Annotated in this window: 18 protein-coding genes, 1 tRNA gene and 1 pseudogene; 10 read left to right on the forward strand and 10 right to left on the reverse strand. The window is 69.1% G+C overall.

Annotated features, from left to right (window positions below; all coding sequences use genetic code 11):
- Positions 1 to 10 precede the first annotated feature (10 nt).
- The 3 genes from ABD437_RS35305 to ABD437_RS35315 are packed head-to-tail and all read left to right on the forward strand — an operon-like array spanning position 11 to position 3,105.
- Positions 11 to 1,684, forward strand: a complete 1,674-nt coding sequence (locus tag ABD437_RS35305) for a replication initiator (RefSeq protein ID WP_344653316.1) — start codon at positions 11 to 13, stop codon at positions 1,682 to 1,684.
- A 12-nt stretch (positions 1,685 to 1,696) separates the two neighbouring features.
- Entirely contained in the window at positions 1,697 to 1,915 is a 219-nt protein-coding gene (locus ABD437_RS35310; protein WP_344653317.1) for a helix-turn-helix domain-containing protein, read from the forward strand.
- On the forward strand, positions 1,915 to 3,105 hold the full coding sequence (locus ABD437_RS35315; RefSeq protein ID WP_344653318.1) for a tyrosine-type recombinase/integrase: 1,191 nt from the start codon (positions 1,915 to 1,917) through the stop codon (positions 3,103 to 3,105). Before ABD437_RS35310 ends, ABD437_RS35315 begins: the two co-directional genes overlap by 1 nt.
- A gap of 93 nt (positions 3,106 to 3,198) precedes the next feature.
- Here the strand turns inward: ABD437_RS35315 and ABD437_RS35320 are convergent.
- Positions 3,199 to 3,269 (reverse strand) — tRNA-Gly (locus ABD437_RS35320).
- A gap of 129 nt (positions 3,270 to 3,398) precedes the next feature.
- On the opposite strand from ABD437_RS35320, the gene ABD437_RS35325 reads away from it, so the two are divergent.
- Complete coding sequence (locus ABD437_RS35325; protein ID WP_344653319.1) at positions 3,399 to 4,520, forward strand: low temperature requirement protein A; 1,122 nt, start codon at positions 3,399 to 3,401, stop codon at positions 4,518 to 4,520.
- A gap of 19 nt (positions 4,521 to 4,539) precedes the next feature.
- Positions 4,540 to 5,121 carry a dCTP deaminase gene (gene dcd / locus ABD437_RS35330; protein ID WP_344653320.1) on the forward strand — a complete coding sequence of 194 codons (582 nt, stop codon included), beginning with the start codon at positions 4,540 to 4,542 and terminating at the stop codon, positions 5,119 to 5,121.
- Here the strand turns inward: dcd and ABD437_RS35335 are convergent.
- The 5 genes and pseudogenes from ABD437_RS35335 to ABD437_RS35355 form a co-directional block, all read right to left on the reverse strand.
- Positions 5,118 to 6,140, reverse strand: coding sequence for a hemolysin family protein (locus ABD437_RS35335; RefSeq protein WP_344653321.1), 1,023 nt, complete (start codon positions 6,138 to 6,140; stop codon positions 5,118 to 5,120). The genes dcd and ABD437_RS35335 overlap by 4 nt on opposite strands.
- 236 nt (positions 6,141 to 6,376) lie before the next feature.
- Positions 6,377 to 7,663: pseudogene (locus ABD437_RS35340) on the reverse strand (hemolysin family protein); the annotation flags it as partial.
- 169 nt (positions 7,664 to 7,832) lie between these two features.
- Positions 7,833 to 10,133, reverse strand: a complete 2,301-nt coding sequence (locus ABD437_RS35345) for a (Fe-S)-binding protein (RefSeq protein ID WP_344653322.1) — start codon at positions 10,131 to 10,133, stop codon at positions 7,833 to 7,835.
- A gap of 127 nt (positions 10,134 to 10,260) precedes the next feature.
- Positions 10,261 to 10,557 (reverse strand): DUF4235 domain-containing protein, encoded by a 297-nt coding sequence (locus ABD437_RS35350; RefSeq protein WP_344653323.1) that lies wholly within the window; start codon positions 10,555 to 10,557, stop codon positions 10,261 to 10,263.
- Positions 10,558 to 10,619: 62 nt separating this feature from the next.
- Positions 10,620 to 12,650 carry a serine/threonine-protein kinase gene (locus tag ABD437_RS35355; protein WP_344653324.1) on the reverse strand — a complete coding sequence of 677 codons (2,031 nt, stop codon included), beginning with the start codon at positions 12,648 to 12,650 and terminating at the stop codon, positions 10,620 to 10,622.
- 120 nt (positions 12,651 to 12,770) lie between these two features.
- Here ABD437_RS35355 and dnaK point away from each other — a divergent pair, with 120 nt between their 5' ends.
- The 4 genes from dnaK to ABD437_RS35375 are packed head-to-tail and all read left to right on the forward strand — an operon-like array spanning position 12,771 to position 17,058.
- A complete protein-coding gene (gene dnaK, locus ABD437_RS35360; RefSeq protein WP_344653325.1) occupies positions 12,771 to 14,651 on the forward strand; it encodes a molecular chaperone DnaK in 1,881 nt (626 codons plus the stop codon).
- Positions 14,648 to 15,430: a nucleotide exchange factor GrpE gene (gene grpE, locus ABD437_RS35365; protein WP_344653326.1), complete on the forward strand. Its 783-nt coding sequence runs from the start codon at positions 14,648 to 14,650 to the stop codon at positions 15,428 to 15,430. Before dnaK ends, grpE begins: the two co-directional genes overlap by 4 nt.
- Positions 15,431 to 15,448: 18 nt before the next feature.
- Positions 15,449 to 16,642, forward strand: coding sequence for a molecular chaperone DnaJ (dnaJ, locus tag ABD437_RS35370; RefSeq protein ID WP_344653327.1), 1,194 nt, complete (start codon positions 15,449 to 15,451; stop codon positions 16,640 to 16,642).
- A complete protein-coding gene (locus tag ABD437_RS35375; protein ID WP_344653328.1) occupies positions 16,639 to 17,058 on the forward strand; it encodes a heat shock protein transcriptional repressor HspR in 420 nt (139 codons plus the stop codon). The genes dnaJ and ABD437_RS35375 overlap by 4 nt, the downstream gene beginning before the upstream one ends.
- Before the next feature lie 468 nt (positions 17,059 to 17,526).
- On the opposite strand, the gene ABD437_RS35380 is transcribed toward ABD437_RS35375, so the two are convergent.
- On the reverse strand, positions 17,527 to 17,862 hold the full coding sequence (locus ABD437_RS35380; RefSeq protein WP_344653329.1) for a hypothetical protein: 336 nt from the start codon (positions 17,860 to 17,862) through the stop codon (positions 17,527 to 17,529).
- Positions 17,863 to 17,968: 106 nt separating this feature from the next.
- On the opposite strand from ABD437_RS35380, the gene ABD437_RS35385 reads away from it, so the two are divergent.
- Positions 17,969 to 18,445 (forward strand): DUF6869 domain-containing protein, encoded by a 477-nt coding sequence (locus ABD437_RS35385; protein WP_344653330.1) that lies wholly within the window; start codon positions 17,969 to 17,971, stop codon positions 18,443 to 18,445.
- Here ABD437_RS35385 and ABD437_RS35390 read toward each other — a convergent pair.
- The 3 genes from ABD437_RS35390 to ABD437_RS35400 all read right to left on the reverse strand — a co-directional run bounded on the left by ABD437_RS35390 (position 18,438) and on the right by ABD437_RS35400 (position 20,549).
- Complete coding sequence (locus tag ABD437_RS35390) at positions 18,438 to 18,782, reverse strand: hypothetical protein (protein WP_344653331.1); 345 nt, start codon at positions 18,780 to 18,782, stop codon at positions 18,438 to 18,440. The genes ABD437_RS35385 and ABD437_RS35390 overlap by 8 nt on opposite strands.
- Positions 18,783 to 19,043: 261 nt before the next feature.
- On the reverse strand, positions 19,044 to 19,754 hold the full coding sequence (locus ABD437_RS35395) for an SDR family NAD(P)-dependent oxidoreductase (RefSeq protein ID WP_344653332.1): 711 nt from the start codon (positions 19,752 to 19,754) through the stop codon (positions 19,044 to 19,046).
- 54 nt (positions 19,755 to 19,808) lie between these two features.
- Entirely contained in the window at positions 19,809 to 20,549 is a 741-nt protein-coding gene (locus ABD437_RS35400; protein WP_344653333.1) for an SDR family NAD(P)-dependent oxidoreductase, read from the reverse strand.
- Between the last annotated feature and the right edge of the window lie 40 nt (positions 20,550 to 20,589).

The following is a 20,589-nucleotide window of genomic DNA, read 5'->3' on the forward strand; positions in this document are numbered from 1 at the left end:
GAGGACCACCATGCACGCTGTCTCAGAACCCGAACCAGCCGACCACCTGACCAAGCGGGCCGACGACCGGCGGCTCTCCCGCGTCCAGCGGGCCAAGATGCCACGCGCCGTGGACGTCCTCTCCGAGGTCGCCGCGAACAACGGCGTCTGCACAAACCTCGTACCGATGCACCGCACGGACACGACGACCGGCCAGACCTCGATCATCGGTGTTCCGTGCGGCTCCACCCTCGCCAGCAAATGCCCCGCCTGCGCTCAGCGAGCCAAGAGGCTCCGGATGCAGCAATGTCGCGAGGGCTGGCACCTTGACGACGAACCCGACCTCACGCCCGACGAGGCCACCGACGACCAGGTCGACCTCATCGAATGGCGGGCAGCGCTCGAAGACGCCCGCGCCGACGCCGACGAGGCCGGCGACCTGTCCGAGCGCGACGAGCTGGACGCTGCGATCGCCGACGTTTCGGAGCAGATGCTCAACGCCGGAATCCGCGGTTCGCTGCCCCACCCGGCCGACCCACCCAAGCCCCGCCGCGTGCGGTCGACGAAACGGCGTCAAGACGCCCCGAACCTGCCGTTCCGCAAGGTTGACGACACCACGCTCGGCCGGACCTTCCTCGGCAACGACGGCACCGTCTTCCGGCCCTCGACCTTCCTCACCCTGACCTGCGACACCTACGGGCGGGTCAAAGGTGACGGCACACCGGTCAACCCGAACACCTACGACTACCAACGGGCCGCTCGGGACGCGATCCACTTCCCCCGGCTCGTCGACCGGTTCTGGCAGAACCTCCGCCGCGTCGTCGGGTACGACGTCCAATACTTCGCCGCAGTCGAGCCACAGAAGCGTCTCGCTCCGCACCTGCACGCCGCCGTCCGGGGCACCTTCCCGCGTGCGCTGCTCAAACAGGTCATTGCTGCGACCTACCACCAGGTGTGGTGGCCAGCACTCACTGAGATGCGCTTCGACCCGAACACGCCAGACACGTTCCCGGTCTGGGACACAGAGGCCGGCTACGTCGACACCGCTACCGGCGAAGTCCTCCCGACCTTCGACGACGCACTCGACGAGCTGGACGACGACGCCGAACCGCTGCACGTCGTCCGCTTCGGGCCTGTCGCCGATATCCAGGGCGTCACGGCCGGAACCAAGTCGGCGAACACGTGCGTCGGGTACCTCACCAAGTACCTGACCAAGTCCGTCGCGGAGTGCCACGCCCCCGAGACCGACGCCCAGAAAGCTCACGTCGACCGGCTCGCCGCCGCGCTCCGGTACGAACCCTGCTCCGAGCGGTGCGCGAACTGGCTGCTCTACGGCATCCAACCCCGCAACGCGAAGGCCGGACTGACCCCTGGCCGCTGTTCCGGCAAAGCGCATCGCAGGGAAACCCTCGGCTTCGTCGGCCGGCGCGTGCTGGTGTCCCGGAAGTGGTCGGGCAAGACGCTCACCGACCACCGCGCCGACCGCAAAGCCCACGTCCTCCGTGTCCTCGGCGCCGTCGGCAAGCAGGTCGAGAACGCCGACGCCTACATCTGGGAACGCGCCAAGCCCACCGACGAAGACTGCCCACCCATCGCATCACTGCTGATGCGCATACTCACCGACCGACTCCGCTGGAGACAGGAGTACGCCGCTGCCCAAGACACCCTCGCCGATCTTTCGGCAACCCAACCCACCGCGGCCTGACGGGAGGCACCGATGACCGACAACCTGCTCACCATCGACGAGGCGGCGGTGCGGATCAACATGAGCCCGCGTTACGTACGTCGGCTCGTCGCCGAACGGCGCATCCCGTTCCACAAGCTCGGCCGCAGCGTCCGCATCGCCGAATCCGACCTCACTGAACTCATCGCCGCTGGACGGGTGGAGCCGCTGACTGCTCCGACCGCCTGGCACACCCTGAAGGCGGTGGCGTGATGACCGGTCGTCGACGTTTCGGCAGCATCCGCAAGCGTGACTCCGGTCGCTACCAGGTCCGCTATCCCGGCCCGGACGGGCAGACCCGCGCCGCACCGGAGACCTTCGCCCGGAAGAGCGACGCCGAGAAGTATCTGTCCCTGATCGAGGTTCAGATGATTCGCGGCGAGTGGGTCGACCCAGCCCGCGCGGAAGTACGGCTCGGTGACTACGCCGTCCGCTGGATCGAGCAGCGACCCGGCTTACGTCCGCGCACTCGGGATCTGTACTCCTGGCTCCTGGGCAAGCACATCACGCCGTACCTCGGTGGGGTGCCGCTCGGGAAGCTCGATACGCCGCTCGTCCGCGAATGGCGATCGACGCTGCTTCTCAACGGCGTCTCGGTGTCGATGGCGGCGAAGTCGTACCGCCTCCTGAGGGCCGTGCTGATGACTGCGGTCAAGGAGGACGGCATCCTCCGCGTCAATCCGTGCCGCATCCCAGGCGCGGACAAGGAGTCACCCGAGGAGCGTCCCGTCCTGACGATGCCACAGGTGTTCCAGCTCGCTGACGCGGTACCCGGCCGATACCGAGCCTTCATCCTCGTCAGCACGTTCGCGTGTCTTCGCTGGGGTGAAGCTAGTGCTCTCCAGCGGCAGGACATCGACCTGGTTCGCGGAACGGTTCGGGTCCGGCAAGCCTTCACGGAGCAGCGGGGGAAAGGGCTGGTCCTTGGGCCGCCGAAGTCGAGGGCGGGCCTCCGGACGGTCACGATCCCGGCGTCGATTCTTCCGGCGGTTCGTGAGCACCTGATCGGTTCCGTTCCGGCCGAGCCTGATGCGTTCGTCTTCACGGTGCCGAGTGGTCGGCCGATCTGGCGGGGCAACTTCAACAAGGTCGTCGGCTGGATGGCAGCGGTGTCCGCGATCGGCGCGCCGGGCCTGCACTTCCACGACCTCCGGCACACCGGGAACACGCTGGCGGCTCGGACCGGTGCGAGCCTCGCTGACCTCATGGCTCGGATGGGTCACGACAGCTCCGACGCCGCGATCGTCTACCAGCACGCGTCGGCCGAAGCGGACCGCAAGATCGCCGACGCGATCAACGCCGAGCTGAAGGCGGCGGAGAAAAAGAAGCGGAAGGCCCGCAAGAAGAAGCGCCCCAACGACCCGGACGAAGGCGCGGCCGGCGCCCTGGTCCCGGCGAGCTAGTGGCCCGTGGATGGCCCGTGGCCCATCTGATGGCCCGAACGACGAAGGCCCAGGTTGAACGCTCACCGCGTCCGACCTGGGCCTTCTTCAACGAGCGGGTGACGAGAATCGAACTCGCACTGTCAGCTTGGGAAGCTGATGTTCTGCCATTGAACTACACCCGCAGCGCTAGCTACCTTACCGCCTCCGCGCCCCGCCGACACGGCGACCCCGCACCACCCGCCAATCTCCATTGTGTTCTCTTCACAGCAACGGTGTAATCACTGTTGCATCAACTCACGGGGAGAACCACCATGGAACGCACCTACTGGCGCCGGGCCGAGATCCGCCGCGACGAAGAGGACGGGTTACACCGGCCCGTCGGCTGGTTGGAGCTCTTCTTCGATCTGGTCTTCGTCGTCGTCATCGGGATCTTGGCCGAGGATCTCGCGCACGACCCGCACCACCTGACCCGCTTCGCGCTGCAGTTCGCGGCCGTGTTCTGGGTCTGGAACGCGTTCACCTACTACACCGAGCGCTTCGAGACCGACGGCCTGGAGAACCGCCTGTTCACGTTCCTCGCGCTGCTCACGGTGGCGGGGTTGGCGATCTGGGCGCCGGACGGCATCGGCGAGGGCTTCGCCGGCGCCTATCTGGCCGCGCGTGGGCTGAACATCGCACTCTGGCTGCGTGCGGCCGCCCACGAGCGCTCGTTCCGCCCGATCGCGCTGCGGTTCGCCGCCGGTTACGTGATCGCCGCGGGGCTGGTCGCCGGAAGCCTCGCGACCGACAACGACCTGCTGTTCGCCGCGGCGGTACTCGTCGAGATCGTCACCCCGGCGTTCACCACGAAACAGCAGAGCGCGCTGCCGCCGCTGAGCCGCTCGAAGTGGCCGGAGCGGTTCGGCCTGTTCACGATGATCGTGCTCGGCGAGACGGTCGTCGGGGTCATCCACGGGCTCGAGAAAGAGAAGAATCTGGTCGCCGGGGCGCTCGGGCTGGCGATCTGCTTCGCGTTCTGGTGGCTCTACTTCGATTTCGTGGCGCGCCGCCCGTCCCGCCAGGCGATCGCCACCGCACTGGGCTGGGTTTACCTGCACCTGGTGGCGCTGCTCGCGATCACCGCGGCCGGCTCGATGGTCACCGTGGCCCTGACCGGGCACGACGTTCCCGGTCTGCTGTTCGTCGGCGTCGGGGCGGCGCTGGCGACGATCGGCGTCCTTGAGCTCACGCTCGAGCGCGCAGCGGACGAGCCGACCCACCCGGTGCTGAGCCCCGCGTTGAAGATCGGGCTCGGCGCCGCACTCGCCGCCGTGGCCCTGCTGCCGGTGCACTGGTCCGCGACAGCGGCGTTCCTCCTCTGCCTGGTCGTGCTCACGGCACCGGCCGGGTACGGCGCCCACGTCTGGTACCGCCGGGCAGCCCCGGCCCGATAGCCCTCGGTAGGGTGCCAGCATGCTGCTCTCCGACCGGGACCTCCGCGCCGAGATCGACGCCGGCCGGCTGGGCCTCGATCCGTACGAACCCGAGCTGGTTCAGCCGTCGAGCGTCGACGTGCGGCTCGACCGGTGGTTCCGGGTCTTCCGCAACATGCAGTACACCCACATCGACCCGTCCGAGCAGCAGGACGACCTCACCGAGCTGGTCGAAACCCCCGACAAGAGCCCGTTCGTGCTCCACCCGGGCGAGTTCGTGCTCGGCTCGACGCTGGAGTTGGTGACGCTCCCCGACGACCTCGCCGGTCGCCTCGAGGGCAAGTCCAGCCTGGGCCGTCTGGGCCTGCTGACGCACTCCACCGCGGGGTTCATCGACCCGGGCTTCTCCGGTCACGTGACGCTGGAGCTCTCCAACGTCGCGAACCTGCCGATCACGCTCTGGCCGGGCATGAAGATCGGGCAGCTCTGCCTGTTCCGGCTCTCCAGCCCGGCCACCGAGCCCTACGGTTCAGCCGTATTCGGCTCCCGCTACCAGGGCCAACGCGGCCCCACGCCGTCGCGCTCGTGGAAGAACTTCCGCACCTGGTCGACGGAGCGCTAAGCGACCACTTCGCCGAACACGGCGTGGAGCACGTCGTCGAGCGTGACCACCCCCACCGGCGTCACCCCGTCGGTCACCAGCACGAAGTGCACCCGCTCGCGCCGCATCAGCACCAGCAGATCGGCCAGCGTCATCGACGGCGGCACCGCTTTCAGCGTCCGGATGATCGACGGTGCCAGCGGCGCCCGCCGCTCGGCCCCGCTCATCCCCAGCACGTCCTTGACGTGCACGAACCCGACGATCTCCAGCGTGGAACGGTCCACCACCGGGAACCGTGACCGGCGTACCCGCGTCGCGAGCACCTCCAGCGCGGCCGGGCTGATCTCCTCGTTGACGGTGTCGACCTGCGGCCACGGCACCGCCACCGTGCCGGCGGTCTTCTCGGCCAGCGAGAGCGCCCCGGTGATCCGCCGGTGGTCCTCCGCGTCGAGCAGACCCTCGGTGCGCGACTCCGCCACCAGGCTGGCGAGTTCGTCCGCGGTGTAGACGGTCTTCACCGCGTCCTGCGACTCGATGCCCAGCAACCCGAGCAGCGTCCGCGACACCCACTTCAGCGCCACCAGGATCGGCTTCGTGGCCTGCGCGAACCACAGCATCGGCGCGCCCAGCCACATCACGGCCTTCTCCGGCCCGGCCAGTGCGATGTTCTTCGGCACCATCTCGCCGAGCACGGTGTGCAGGAACACCACGATCGCCAACGCGAGCACGAACGCGATCGGGTGCAGCAGATCGTCGGACATCCCGAGCGAGTGGAACGGCGCTTCGAGCAGGTGCGCGAGCGTCGGCTCGGCGATCGCGCCGAGGCCCAGCGAACAGATCGTGATACCGAGCTGCGCGCCCGCGATCATCAGCGGGATCTGCGCCATCGCCTTGAGCGCCGCCGCCGCCCGCCGTGAGCCCAGGGCCGCGAGCGGCTCCAACTGCGTCCGCCGCGACGCGATCAGCGCGAACTCGCCGCCGACAAAAAACGCGTTCCCGAGCAGCAGCAGAAACGTCACGGCCAGATTGAGCGTGCTCACTGCGCCTTCCCCCGCGAAACCGACAAAGACTTCATTTCCGACGCCGCCGGGCCGGACACCGCACGTGACGGGCCCTCTCCGCGGTCGCCGCTCGCGGTGGCGGCTCCGCCGCCCGCGGCGCCGGACGCATTCCTGACCGCGGAATCGGCTTCGTGCTCCGCGCCCTGTCCGCCGTCCGCGGACGAATCGGCGCCGGTGCGGGCCTCGGCGGCCTGCTGACGCCGCTCTTCCAGCCACTCCGGCGACGGCCGCACCTTCACCTGTTCGATGCGGTGCCGTTCGACCGACGTGACGACGAACGTCCAGCCGTTGTACTCGGCCCGCTCACCTTCGACCGGGATGCGCCCGAGCTGGGACATCACGAACCCGGCGAGCGTCTCGTACGGCCCGTCCGGCAGCCGGAACCCGGTGAGCTCGGCCAGTTCGTCCTCACGCAGCACGCCCGGCACGAGCACGGCCTGGTCGGCGTCCGGCGCGGTGATCCGCGGGGTGTCGAGGCCGGTGGGCGGGTCGTACTCGTCGTCGATCTCGCCGACCAGCTCCTCCACCAGGTCCTCGGTGGTGACGATGCCGTCGGTGCCGCCGTACTCGTCGACGACGATCGCGATCTCGGCGTTCCCGGCCCGCAGCGCGGCCAGCACGGCGTCCAGGTCGAGGCTCTCCGGCACCTGCACCGGGTCGCGCCCGATCGAGCGGGCCAGCGTCTCGCCGCGACGCTGCGCCGGGACACTCAGCGCGTCGATCACGCCGACGACGCCGACCACCTGGTCGAGCGTGTCGATGTAGATCGGGAAGCGGGTGTGCCCGGACTCGGTGGCCAGCGCCAACAGGTCCTCGACCGTCGCGGTGGCCTCCAACCCGACGACGTCGACGCGGGGCGTCATCGCCTCGGCGGCGCGCTTGTCGCCGAACCGGATCGTGCGCTGGAGCAGCGTCGCGGTTTCGGTGGGCAGGGCGCCGGCGCGGGCCGAGATCGCCGCGAGCAGTCCGAGCTCCTCGGGTGACCGTGCGCTGGCCAGCTCCTCCTGCGGCTCGATGCCCAGCCGACGGACGATGACGTTCGCGGTGCCGTTGAGCAGCGCGATGATCGGCCGGAGCACGAGGGAGAAGATCCGCAGCGGCCCGGCGGTCCAGAGCGCGAGGCCGCGCGGACGGGCCAGCGCGGCGTTCTTCGGCACCAGCTCGCCGAACAGCATCGAGATCAGCGTGGCGATGACCAGCGCGAGCGCCACCGCGATGCCGTCCGCGACCTCGTCGCTGCCCGGGATCACCGGCTCGATCAGCTCGGCGATCGCCGGCTCGGCCAGGTAACCGGTGAGCAGCGCGCTGAGCGTGATGCCCAGCTGCGCTCCGGAGAGCTGGAACGAGAGCGAGTGCAGTGCGGTGGAGAGGCGTCTGGCGGACCGGTCACCCGCGGCGGCCTGTTCCGAGATGCTCGCGCGGTCGACGGTGACCAACGAGAACTCCGCGGCCACGAAGAATGCGTTCGCAGCGGTCAGCGCAGCGAACGCGATCAGGGGTATTAGAACGTCAATGACCGGTCACCTCTTCGCGAGGCAACTATGTCGGGGTCTCACGACAACTAATGGTACGGCTCGATGTCTCGCCGCACCCGTATCAGGTCTGTCCGACATGTAACGCATATGCGTACGGCGGCCACCCGTATTCGAGTGACCGCCGTACGTGAAGAAATCAGCTGTGCGTCGGCTCGTTCGGGCCGATCTCTTCCGCCGAAACCGGGTTGCCGACCGGGTTGGGCGCGGGCTTCGCGGGCCCGGCCGCCGGCTGGATCGATTTGAGCAGCAGCTGCGAGACGTCCATCACCTCGACGGCGTCGGACGCTGTGCCGGCGGCCTTCGCCCCGGTGACCCCGTCGGACAGCATCGTCAGGCAGAACGGGCAGCCGATCGCGACGACCTCGGCGCCGGTCGAGAGCGCCTCCTCGGTGCGCTCGACGTTGATCCGCTTGCCGATGCGCTCCTCCATCCACATCCGCGCGCCACCGGCGCCGCAGCAGAACGAGCGCTCCTTGAAGCGCGGCATCTCGGTCAGCGTGGAGTTCGGCGACGCGTCGACGACCGCGCCGATCACCTCGCGCGGCGCCGAGAACACCCGGTTGTGCCGTCCCAGGTAGCAGGGGTCGTGGAACGTGACGTTCTGTTCGATCGGCGTCACCGGCGTGAGCTTGCCGTCGCGCACCAGCGTCGAGAGCAGCTCGGTGTGGTGGACGACCTCGTAGTGGCCACCGTCCTCACCGATGCTCGGGTACTCGTTCTTGAGCGTGTTGAAGCAGTGCGCGCAGGTCGCGACGATCTTCTTGTCCTTGGGCTGACGCTCCTCGAACGCCGCGTTCAGCACCTCGACGTTCTGCATCGCCTGCATCTGGAACACGAACTCGTTGCCGATACGGCGGGCCGGGTCACCGGTGCAGGTCTCGCCGGTGCCGAGGATCGCGAACTCGACCTGGGCCTCGTGCAGCAGCGTCGCGACGGCCTTGGTGACCTTCTTCGCGCGGTCCTCGAGGGCGCCGGCGCAGCCGACCCAGAACAGGTACTCGACGTCCTCGGGAAGCGGCTCACCCTGCTCGACCTTGCGCACCTCGAACCCGAGGTTCTTGGTCCACTCCTCGCGGTCGTTCGGGTTGGCGCCCCAGGGGTTGCCCTTGTTCTCGATGTTGCGGAGCATCACGCCGGCCTCGGACGGGAAGCTCGACTCGATCATCACCTGGTAACGACGCATGTCGACGATGTGGTCGACGTGCTCGATGTCGACCGGGCACTGCTCGACGCAGGCACCGCAGGTGGTGCAGGACCAGAGCACGTCCGGGTCGATGACGCCGAGCGAGTCGAGGTCGCCGATCAGCGGACGCTCGGCCTCGGCGAGCGCCGTGGCCGACACCCCCGCGAGCTGCTCCTCCGACGCCTTCTCCTCGCCCTCCACGGTCTTGCCACCGCCGGCGGCCAGGTACGGAGCCTTGGCGTAGGCGTGGTCGCGCAGGCCGGTGATCAGCAGTTTCGGCGAGAGCGGCTTGCCGGTGTTCCAGGCCGGGCACTGCGACTGGCACCGACCGCACTCGGTGCAGGTCGTGAAGTCGAGCATGCCCTTCCAGCTGAAGTGCTCGACCTGGCTGACGCCGAAGACGTCCTTCTCCGGGTCGGCCTCCTCGAAGTCCAGCGGCTTGCCCTCGCTGGTCATCGGCCGGAGCGCACCGAGCGAGACCGCGCCGTCGGCGTGGCGCTTGAAGAAGATGTTGAAGAACGCGCTGAAGCGGTGCCAGGCCACACCCATCGTCGGGTTCAGGCCGAGCACGATCATCCAGGCGAACGAGATGATCACCTTGACCGCGGCGGTGAGCACGATCGCGGTCTCGAGCGCGTTCTCGGAGAGCCCGGAGAACGCCGCGCCGAGCGGGTAGCTGAACGCGAAGTGGATGCTCCACGAGTCGGCCTTGCCGGCCAGCGCCGCCTCGAAGCCGCGGATCAGCAGGATGCAGATCGGCACCGCGATGATCACGAACTCGACGAAGTAGGCCTGCCAGAAGTTCGACCCGGCGAACCGCGACTTGCGCTCCGGGTTGCGCGGGTGGGCCCGCTGCCGGATCACGATCAGCGCCGCGATGCCGAGGATCGTGGCCACCGAGAAGAACTCGGTCATCAGCTCGTAGGGCCAGAAATGGCCGATGACCGGCAGCACCCAGTGCGGCGCGAACAATTGTCCGATGGCGTTGGCGAGCGTCGCGACCAGCAGGATGAAGCCGAGCGCGACGAACCAGTGGGCAATGCCCACCGAATGCCACTTCATCATCTTGGTGTGGCCGAAGAACTCGCGCAGCATCGTCTTCGTGCGTTCGCCCTTGTCGTTCGTCCGCGAGTAATCGGGCGCACCGAGCTTGATGGTTCGCACGATCGTTCCGATCGCGCGGACGAACAGGACGAGGCCGACGACGGCCACACCGAGGGCGATGACCGCGGCGACTATCTGGACAGCGTCCATTGCTGACGATCCTCCTGCGGGATCAGCGCGCGCGTCTTTGAACGCACAACGGGCGTGTTGGCACCTTACGCCCGGCAGTACCCGTCAGTAACGTGACACCGCTCTCGTTGTGGAAAAACTAACGCTGTCAGCCGACGTCGCGCAGGCCCGGCGGGAGCGCGCCGTACTTCTTCCGCCAGTACTTGGCCGCGTTCCGGGCCGCGAGCAGCTGCGCCAGACCGATCACCGCACCGGAGAGCAACGCGAACCCGATCGCTTCCTTCCAGGCCACGTCGGGATCTTCCGGGTTGTTCGGCGGCGGGTTACCGGTGACCGCGCGCCAACTGCCGTCCAGGCTCTTCTTCGCGACGAAGGCCGCGGCGGCGACCGCGCCTCCACCTACGACCTTCCACAGCACCTTGTCGGCGACGGTCCCCTGCGACACGGATCCTCCTCGGGTGAACTGCACTCCCAGTGCCCACTTGAGCGGAACCCTACGCAGGCGGATCAGGCCGGGCTGAGCGAGCCCGCGATCTGCTCGAAACCTGCCAGGTAGTCCTCGTAGCTGCTCTGCGGGGACCGCAGCGAGATCTCGTAGAACAGACCGTCCTGGACGAAGCGGAAGATGCGCACCCGGTGCTGCTGGTTGACCACGACGCCCTGGTGCGTGAACTCGAGGACGGCCCCTTCGTGCTCGCCGTAGGTCTGGTCCTCCAGCTGGACGCGCTGGTATTCGGGGAACGCGCCCTTCTTGGCCGCCGCCGCCTCCTCGCGCTGCAGCTGCTCGTAGGCGCTGCCGTCCGCCTTGCCGATGATGACCAGCACGTACGGGCTCCGGCGTAAGTCGGTGTTGTCGTCGGTGTGCTGGGCCGGCGTCAGCTGGTCGAAGTAGCAGCCGTCGTGGCCCTGCTTCTCGATCTCGGCCGGGTCCTCCATGCAGTAGACCTTCCACGTCTGCGGATAGCGCAGCGTGTACTTCTCGTCCGAGTAGGTGTTCGAGGCCGGTTCGGACGCACCCGGCGACGAAGGCGGAGCCTCGGTCGGTGAACTCGTCGGGTCGGCGCCGCCGGAGAGGTCGAGCCAGCCGTTCTTCCTCGCCACCACCCCCGCGGTGCCGGCCAGGAGCACGACCAGCAGCGCGGCCAGCAGCCAGAGGCCCAGCCGGCTCTTCCGCGGCGGCTCCGGCGCGACGTGCGGCGCAGCATGGGTCGTGACGTGCGGCGGACCGGACGGCGGTCGGACGTACCCGGCCGGTGGCACCGAGGTCGGCCGGGCGGTGCCGGAGATCCGTCCGCTGCCCGAGACCTGCCTGGCGCTCGACTCGTCGAGCCCGGCGACGTTGACGCCGGGACTGCCGGAGACGGGCCGCGGGCCGGACAGGTCGGGGATCGACGACGGGGTCCAGTCGGTGCGCGGGCTCGGGTCCAGCCGGTACTCCTGGGGCGTGCCCGACACCGGCGCGCCGGAGATCGACCCGGTCGGGTCGCCGGGCATCCAGACGTTCTGCCGCTCGTCGTTGGGCGGCGGCGTGCCCCAGGACGTCGCGGTCAGGGTCTCCACCGGCAGCCCGTCGGCGACCCGGCGCAGTGCGGCCCGGGTGCGGGTGGCGTCCCAGCGCTGCTCGGGGTCCTTGTCGAGCAGGCCGGCGATCACCGGCGCGAGGTTGCCCGCCCGTGGCGCCGGCGGAACCGGCTCCAGCGTGATCGCGGTGATCACCGCGAACTGCTCGTCGCGGACGAACGGCGCTTTGCCCTCGACCGCCGCGAACAGCGTGCAGCCGAGCGACCAGAGGTCGGCCGGCGAGCCGACCTCCCCGCCGGTCAGCCGCTCCGGAGACAGGTAGGCCGGCGAACCGACCAGGTGGCCGGTGCGGGTCAGCGACGCGTCGCCGACGACCGACGCGACGCCGAAGTCGGTGAGGACCGCCCGCTCGCCCTGCTCCTCCCGCGTGACCATGACGTTGGCCGGCTTCACGTCCCGGTGCAGCACGCCGGCCCGGTGGGCGTGGTCGAGCGCGTCCAGGATCTGCAGGCCGAGCATCGCGGCGCGCTCGGGTGACATCGGGCCGTCCTGGCGCAGGAGCTCGGCCAGGTTCCTGGCCTCGATGAACTCCATGACGATCCAGACCCGGTCGGGCTCGGGGATCACGTCGTAGACGCCGACCACACCGGCGTGCCGCAGACGAGCGGCGGCCCTGGCCTCGCGCAGGTACCGCTCACGCAGCCGCTCGGCTTCGGTGGACGGCAAACCGTCGGGAATCGGGACTTCCTTGACCGCTACGTCGCGGTGTAGCAAGTCGTCGGTGGCACGCCAGACCGTGCCCATACCGCCCGAACCCAGATGTGGGCCCAGCCGATATCGACCTCCGACGAGTTGACCGTTTGCCCCGTCCGTCACGGGCACGAGGCTAGATCGTCCGGCGGTAATCGTGTCACCCACTAGACGGGGAGGTGACAGTGTCCCGATTTGCGAGTAGTCCAGAAAGCGCCGGATGGGCGCCCTGTCCGAATCTGACCCCGACGGAGCGGAACAAGACACGGCGAGCTATCGTTGAGCCGATCAGCAAACTTGCGCGAGGTTGACTCAAGTTCGGTGAGCCTCGAATGAGACAACTCTGCGGAGCACAGAGACTCCGCAACCCCCTAGGAGGAGGGATCCATGGCACGAGCGGTCGGCATCGACCTCGGTACCACCAACTCGGTCGTCAGCGTCCTCGAGGGTGGCGAGCCGACGGTCATCGCCAACGCTGAGGGCAAGCGGACCACTCCGTCGATCGTCGCTTTCGCCAAGAACGGTGAGGTACTCGTCGGCGAGGTCGCGAAGCGGCAGGCCGTCACGAACGTCGAGCGGACGATCCGGTCGGTCAAGCGCCACATCGGCACGGACTGGACCGTCGACATCGACGGCAAGAAGTACACCCCGCAGGAGATCAGCGCCCGCGTGCTGCAGAAGCTCAAGCGGGACGCGGAGTCGTACCTGGGCGAGCCCATCACCGACGCGGTGATCACCGTTCCGGCGTACTTCTCCGACCACCAGCGTCAGGCCACCAAGGAGGCCGGTCAGGTCGCCGGCCTGAACGTGCTGCGGATCGTGAACGAGCCGACCGCGGCGGCGCTGGCCTACGGGCTCGACAAGGGCGAGACCGAGCAGACCATCCTGGTCTTCGACCTCGGTGGCGGTACGTTCGACGTCTCGCTGCTGGAGATCGGCGACGGTGTGGTCGAGGTGAAGGCCACCTCCGGTGACACCAACCTCGGTGGTGACGACTGGGACCAGCGCCTGGTCGACTACCTGGTCAAGCAGTTCTCCGCCACCAACGGCATCGACCTGTCGAGCGACAAGATCGCGATGCAGCGCATCCGCGAGGCGGCCGAGGTCGCCAAGATCGAGCTCTCCGGTCAGCAGTCCACCAACGTGAACCTGCCGTACATCACCGGCGGGCCCAACGGTGCCCTGCACCTGGACGTGAACGTCTCGCGCGCCGAGTTCCAGCGGATGACCGCTGACCTTCTCGACCGCTGCAAGGGCCCGTTCCACCAGGCCATCAAGGACGCGCAGATCCGCGTCGCCGACATCGACCACGTGGTCCTCGTCGGTGGTTCGACGCGCATGCCCGCCGTCACCGACCTGGTGAAGGAGCTCACCGGCGGCAAGGAGCCCAACAAGGGCGTCAACCCGGACGAGGTCGTGGCCGTCGGTGCCGCGCTGCAGGCCGGTGTCCTGAAGGGCGAGGTCAAGGACGTCCTGCTCCTCGACGTCACGCCGCTGTCGCTGGGCATCGAGACCAAGGGCGGCATCATGACCCGCCTGATCGAGCGGAACACGACGATCCCGACCAAGCGCTCGGAGATCTTCACCACCGCCGACGACAACCAGCCGTCCGTGCAGATCCAGGTTTACCAGGGCGAGCGCGAGATGGCGGCGTACAACAAGAAGCTCGGAATGTTCGAGCTGACCGGCATCCCGCCGGCGCCGCGTGGCGTCCCGCAGATCGAGGTCACCTTCGACATCGACGCGAACGGCATCGTGAACGTGTCCGCCAAGGACCTCGCGACCGCCCGTGAGCAGAAGATGGTCATCTCCGGTGGCTCCGCGCTCAGCAAGGACGACATCCAGCAGATGATGCGCGACGCCGAGGCGCACGCCGAGGAAGACAAGCAGCGTCGCGAGCAGGCCGAGGTGCGTAACGTCGCCGAGTCCCTGCAGTACCAGACCGAGAAGTTCCTGGCCGAGAACAGCGACAAGATCCCGGCCGACAAGAAGACCGAGCTGTCCGACGCGCTCGGTGAGCTCCGGTCGGCGCTCGGCGGCAGTGACCTCGAGGCGATCAAGACGGCCCAGGAGAAGGTCGCCAAGATCTCCCAGGAGGTCGGCACCGCGATGTACGCGCAGTCGCAGGCCGCCACCGGTGCGGCCGAGGCCGGCGAGGGTCCGACCGCGGGTGGCACCACGCCTCCGCCGTCCGCCGCCGCTGGTAACGACGACGTCGTCGACGCCGAGATCGTCGACGACGAGAACCGCGGGAACGCTCAGAAGTGAGCACGACGAACGACGGGCACTCCGAGGAGCCGCAGCCGAAGGTCGTGATCCGCGACCGGCGCCGCATCGATCCGGAGACCGGGGCGCCGCGGGAGGTCGCGGTGTCCAGCCTCAGCGGGGACTCGGCGGGGGCTTCGGCCTCCGCCGGCCCCGCGGCGGATGGTCCGTCGGACGGCGGCTCAAGCGTCGACGCTCCGGCCGGGTCCTCGGCCGGGGCGCCCGACAGCGTGGGGGAAGGAGGCGGTATGGGTGCGACGGAGACCACGGAGCAGACAGCGGACGGCAGTGACCTGGCGAAGCTGACGACCGAGCTGGCCGAGCGCACCGCCGACCTGAAGCGGGTGACGGCTGAATACGCCAACTACCGGCGTCGGGTCGAGCGTGACCGGCAGGCCGTGGCCGAGCAGGCAACGGGTGCGGTGCTCACCGCGCTGCTCCCGGTTCTCGACGACCTCGACCGGGCGCGGGCGCACGGTGACTTGACCGGTCCCTTCGGTGCGGTCGCCGAGCAACTGGTCGCGATCCTCACCAAGCTCGGTCTCGACGCGTTCGGCGAGAAGGGTGACCCCTTCGACCCGACGTTCCACGAGGCGGTCGCGCACACCACGAGCCCGGACGTCACCGAGACGGCCTGCATCGAGGTGCTGCGCAAGGGTTATTCGCTCGGCGACCGGCTGCTGCGTGCGGCGATGGTCGCGGTGGCGGACCCGGAGAACCCGAGTGGCGACTCGGGAAATAATGGTGGCGTCGAGACGTCCGGTGAGTCGTCCGCGGAGTGACGAAGGGAGGCGCGCCCGGTGAGTACCAAGGACTGGATCGAGAAGGACTACTACGCAGTCCTGGGCGTGTCGAAGGACGCTTCCCCGGACGTCATCAAGCGGTCGTACCGCAAGCTCGCGCGTGACCTGCACCCCGACAAGAACCCCGGCAACAGCGAGGCCGAGGCCCGGTTCAAGGAAGTTTCCGAGGCCTACGGCGTCCTGTCCGACGAGCGGAAACGCCGCGAGTACGACGAGGCGCGCACGCTCTTCGGGTCTGGCGCGTTCCGGCGCCAGGCCGGGGCCGGGGGGTTCGGGGGCACCGGTCCGGGCGGTGTGCCGTTCGATTTCACCGATCTGTTCAACGCCCAGAACCCCGGGGGCGGCCCGCCGCCGGGTGGGGCGCATCGTGCTCGCAGCGGTGGCCTCGGTGACCTCTTCGGCGCGATGTTCGGCGGGAGCAGGCAGCCCGGCTCGTCCAATCGCGGCGGTGACATCGAGACCGAGGCGACGCTCGACTTCGCCGAGGCCGCTCGTGGTGTGACCGTCCCGCTGCGGTTGCACGCGCCGGGTGTCTGCGAGACCTGCCACGGCAGCGGCGCCAAGGCCGGCACGAAGCCGCGCACCTGCCCGCTGTGTCTCGGCACGGGGTTGGTGAGCCGTAACCAGGGCGCGTTCTCGTTCTCCGAGCCGTGCCGCGAGTGCCAGGGTGCGGGCACCGTCGTCGACGAGAAGTGCGCGGACTGCAAGGGCAGCGGCGGGGTCACCAAGACCCGCACGATGCACGTGCGGATCCCGGCCGGCGTCAGCGACGGGCAGCGCATCCGGCTCAAGGGCAAGGGCCAGCCCGGCCAGCGCGGCGGGCCCCCCGGCGACCTCTACGTCGTCGTCCACGTCCGAGGGCACTCGCTGTTCGGCCGGAGCGGGCTGAACCTGACGCTGACGGTTCCGGTCACGTTCCCGGAAGCCGTGGCGGGCACCGAGATCCGGGTCCCGACCCTCGACGGGTCGGTCACCCTGCGGATCCCACCGGGCACCCCGAGCGGACGAATCATGCGAGTGCGGGGCAAGGGCGTCCGTAAAGGCGATTCCCCTCCGGGTGACCTGTTGGTCACCATCGAGGTGGAGGTTCCCCAGAACCTCAACGAGGCGGCCCGGAAGGCGCTGGCTGATTTTGCCGCCGCCACGCCCGGTAACCCTCGGGCGCACCTGGAACGGGAGGGCGCACGATGAGCGAGCTCGAAGTCGAGATCGACGTGGCCTTCGAAGGTCCCGTCTTCGTCATCTCGGTGGCGGCGCAGCTGTCCGGCATGCACCCGCAGACCCTCCGCCAGTACGACCGGCTGGGTCTCGTCCAGCCCGGTCGCTCGGCCGGCGGTGGCCGCCGGTACAGCGCACGCGACGTCGTCCTGCTGCGCGAGATCGCCCGGCTCTCCCAGGAGGAGGGCGTCAACCTCGCCGGCATCAAGCAGATCATCGAGCTGACCAAGCGGGTCCGTGACCTCGAGGAACAGGTCGAGGAACTGGTAGGCGAGCTGCGAAAGGCCCGGCGCGAGGCGGCCGAGGCCCAGGCGGCGATGCCCTATCGGGGCGAACTGGTACCCCTGAGCCAGACGGTCCTGCCGGTCTGGCGCCCCCGGGGCCGCTGACTGCACGAAGAACCCGCCCGGGTCCGCCCGGGCGGGTTTTTTCATGCCTTCCGGGTGACCGCGGTGACGAACATCGAGAGCGCGAGGATCAGACGCTCCTGCTCGCCGCTCTGCGCTTCAGGCCTCGGCGCTCACGTCGCTGATCGCACCGCCGGATCGCAGCCCGGCAGCGTCGTGCCGGTGAGGCCCGCGTCCAGCCGGAGGTTGCGGCCGTGGCGTAGGACCCGGGGCCGCGACCCGCTGCGGTCGCGCCGAAAGCGGCCATCTCCGCGGCCGAACGGCCAGACGTCGACCACAACGCGCGCACCGATGCAGTTCCTGGCCGTCCAACGGGTGGTAGGCGATGTCGAGCCAGAGCGATCAGCGCTTCGGCCTCCGCGCGGGTGCGTCTCCGGCCAGAAGACGATGCGCCCTCAAGCACGCGGTCGAGTGCTGCCCCGAGGCGCGTGCTCGGAATCGCGGCTAGGACTATGACTTTGGTGCCGAGTCGGATTCGGCGATGTCGTCGTGCCTCACGAAGTGTGCAGCCATCCGTGCCACTTGGCGCCAAAGTGATTCGCCCATCATGAACATCGCCATCCATCCCAGAGCGACCACGGTGATGAGTTGCGCCTTGCTCCAGCCGGATGGGTCGGCGACCAGGTAGGTCACGACGCTCGCAGCGGCCCCGCTGATCAGGCCGACGCGAATAGTGCGAAGCAGCCACGAGCGAAAGGGCTCCGGACGGCCGTCCTCTCGGAGATAACCACGAGCGGCGTTCTTCAGCCAGGCTTCGCGCCAAGTGCGCCATCTGATCTTCGCCATCGGTAATCTCCTGCCGGCCGCATCGTGCGACTTCGATGGGCCGAATATCGGTTCCTGGATGGCCGGCTCAACGGTGGGACACGCCGCCTTGAGTAGGGTTTGGTGCGTGAGTGAGCCGCACGTCAGGATTCTCGGGGACGGATCCTGTGAGCTCCTTACCTGGCTCGACTACGCGACTCTCGAAGACGTCACCGTGCGGTGGGAGAGTGCCGCTGACCTGGCTGGCGACTGGCTCATCGAAACCCGGGCCGGTACTCCGGGGCCAGCCTTCTCCTTCTTGTGGTCCGCTTGTCACCAGCCGCTGGATGGCATCGTGTCCGTCCTCGTGGCGCTGGCCAATGCAGCTGGCGATGACGAGGACATGCTGGGTGGCTTGGGAGCCGGGTGGCTGGAAGATCTGATTCCCATCGCCGGCAAAGTTCCGCACTTGCTCGACGAGTTGGAGCGGGCGGCGCGCCAAAAGCCCACTATCCGTGCGGCACTGGGCACCGTGTGGATGGGCGCGGATGTCCCGCCGGACGTGAGGCAGCGGTTCCGCAAGTATGGTGCCCGCGACGTCACGGCAGACGGAAGTCCTAGCTGATCGACAGCTTGTGGGTGGCTTGGAGGCCCCAGGCTTCGGCTACCCGGTTTTGGGCGCGGTCGGTGATGGTCAGCCGTAGCCACGCGTCGCCGTTGGCGTCGATGTCGTAGTACGGCGTGGCTCGATGGCGACGATCTGGGCTGCTCCGACCGGGGCCCTCCCAGTGCATGAAGCATCCGGCGGCGAGGGTTGCGTCGAATGCTTCCTCGAAGCCGGTGGCTGGTACGCCGCGTGCGGCGGCCAGGCCTAGCAGGACTGGTTGGAACCAGCGCAGATAAGCTTCGGGGCGCTCGGAAAGGGGCAGGTCGAGAATGGTGGGGTCGAGCCAGGTGGACAAGACTTCGCGGCTCCGCGGGTACGGGCTCGCATAGTTCGGAATGGGGCCTCAGATTCCGAGAGCCTGCTTGGCAAAATAGTCCGCACGGGTAGGTGCTTCGCGTTGTTCCTGTCAGTCCGAGGTGTTGGCGACTTGCCTGGGGCTACGCGGAGGGCGGCGTGCCGCTGGGCGGACGACCGGTTACGCGGACACGCCGGGGAAGACTCGCGGGCTCATCGAGGTGGGGGCCGACGCCGTCGTCAGCAGCCCGGCAAGGCTGGGCTAGGTCAAGGCGTTGAAGACTCTCTCGGGAGCGCTGCGGGTGGCTGCCAGTTCGGCGGCCGAGTCCGCCAGCTCGTCGGGGTCGAGGGTGGGTAGGCCGTCGGCGCCGAAAGCGGCCACCGCGTGGCGGTGGATGTCGCCTCGTTCGATCAGGCCGCCGATCACCAGGGTGCCGGCGTAGACGCCGGTGTCGGTCAGGGACGCGTTGAGGGTCAGGGCGTAGGTCCGCAGCGCGGCCGAGGCCGGGGCCAGGGCGCCGAGCATCGGGATCGGGACGACCGCACCCAGGCCGGTCACGTAGAGCAACGTGCCGTCGCCCCGCTCGACCATGCCGGGCAGCACCAGGCCGGTGAGGTCCAGCGCGGGGCGGACGAGCGCGCGGATCGCCTCGTCCAAGTGGTGGGGTTCGGTCTGCTGGATGGGCGCCGGGTGAGCGGTGGGGTCGGCGGCGCCGGGGCCGTAGTAGAGCGTGCCGATCGGGCCGAGCCGGTCGGTCACGGTGGTTACCGCGGCCCGGGTCCGGCCCGGATCGGTGACGTCGGCCGCGACGGCGACCGCGGTGATGCCGTCACCCCGCAGCGAGGCGACGTACCCGTCGAGGCGGTCCTGGTTGCGTGCGATCAGCGCCACCGGGTGGCCGTCGCGGCCGAACCGGCGGGCGATCGAGAGGCCCAGGCCCGGGCCGGCTCCGACGATGAGAACAGGTTTCACGGGAAACACTGTCGTCGCGTGCGGAGCCCGCCGACAGAGGGCACTTCGATGTGCCTACCAGGCCAGCGCCTCGCGGTCCTGCCAGAGCAGGCCGGTCGGGGCCGGCGTGCCGTCCGGCTGGGCGGCCGGGCGGGTGCAGAGCCAGAGCACGGTCTCCGCGCCCTCGGCGGCCGAGCGGGGAGCGTCGGCGCCGCCCATGTCGGTGCGGCTGCGGCCCGGTGCGACCGCGTCGACGAACACGCCTCGGCGGCCCAGCCCGGTCTCGTAGGCGAAGTTGCGGGTCAGCGCGTTCAAGCCGGCCTTCGCCACCCGGTAGGGCGCGACGCCACCGGTGTTGCCGGGGCCGGTCATGCGCCCCTCGTCGGCGGAGATGTTCACGATGCGGCCGCTGCGACGGGCCATCATCGCCGGCGCGAAGGCCTGGATCAGCAGGAACGGCGCGTCGAGCGTCACCGCGGACACCGAGCGCCACTCCGCGTACGTCGTCCGCAACGTCTTGGACGTGCGTCCGCCGAGGATCGCGGCGCCGTTGACCAGCACGTCGACCTCGCCCAGTTCGGCGATTTTCTCCGGCAGCCGCGCCACCAGGCCGGGTTGGCCCAGGTCGCAGGGGGCCGCGACCGCGTCGATGCCGTCCGTACGCAGCTTGAAGACCGCCTCGTCGAGGCGTTCCGGATCCCGGGCGACGCACACGACCGTCGCGCCCTCCCGCCCCAGCCCCGCTGCGACCTCGTACCCGATACCGCGACTCGCGCCGGTTACCAGCGCGACCTTGCCGTCCAGAGTCCGCTCCACGCGTCCAAGCCTTTCGAAGAATCCGGTCGGCCGCCACGTC

The sequence above is a fragment of the Cryptosporangium japonicum genome, from assembly GCF_039524755.1.
GTDB lineage: Bacteria > Actinomycetota > Actinomycetes > Mycobacteriales > Cryptosporangiaceae > Cryptosporangium > Cryptosporangium japonicum.

What these genes read in the sequence shown, in the direction of transcription:
- dnaK (WP_344653325.1), top strand. Translation starts at nt 12,771, where the DNA reads ATGGCACGAGCGGTCGGCATCGACCTCGGTACCACCAACTCGGTCGTC.
- ABD437_RS35305 (WP_344653316.1), top strand. Translation starts at nt 11, where the DNA reads ATGCACGCTGTCTCAGAACCCGAACCAGCCGACCACCTGACCAAGCGG.
- ABD437_RS35375 (WP_344653328.1), top strand. Translation starts at nt 16,639, where the DNA reads ATGAGCGAGCTCGAAGTCGAGATCGACGTGGCCTTCGAAGGTCCCGTC.
- ABD437_RS35380 (WP_344653329.1), bottom strand. Translation starts at nt 17,862, where the DNA reads ATGGCGAAGATCAGATGGCGCACTTGGCGCGAAGCCTGGCTGAAGAAC.
- dcd (WP_344653320.1), top strand. Translation starts at nt 4,540, where the DNA reads ATGCTGCTCTCCGACCGGGACCTCCGCGCCGAGATCGACGCCGGCCGG.
- ABD437_RS35315 (WP_344653318.1), top strand. Translation starts at nt 1,915, where the DNA reads ATGACCGGTCGTCGACGTTTCGGCAGCATCCGCAAGCGTGACTCCGGT.
- ABD437_RS35345 (WP_344653322.1), bottom strand. Translation starts at nt 10,133, where the DNA reads ATGGACGCTGTCCAGATAGTCGCCGCGGTCATCGCCCTCGGTGTGGCC.
- ABD437_RS35325 (WP_344653319.1), top strand. Translation starts at nt 3,399, where the DNA reads ATGGAACGCACCTACTGGCGCCGGGCCGAGATCCGCCGCGACGAAGAG.
- ABD437_RS35310 (WP_344653317.1), top strand. Translation starts at nt 1,697, where the DNA reads ATGACCGACAACCTGCTCACCATCGACGAGGCGGCGGTGCGGATCAAC.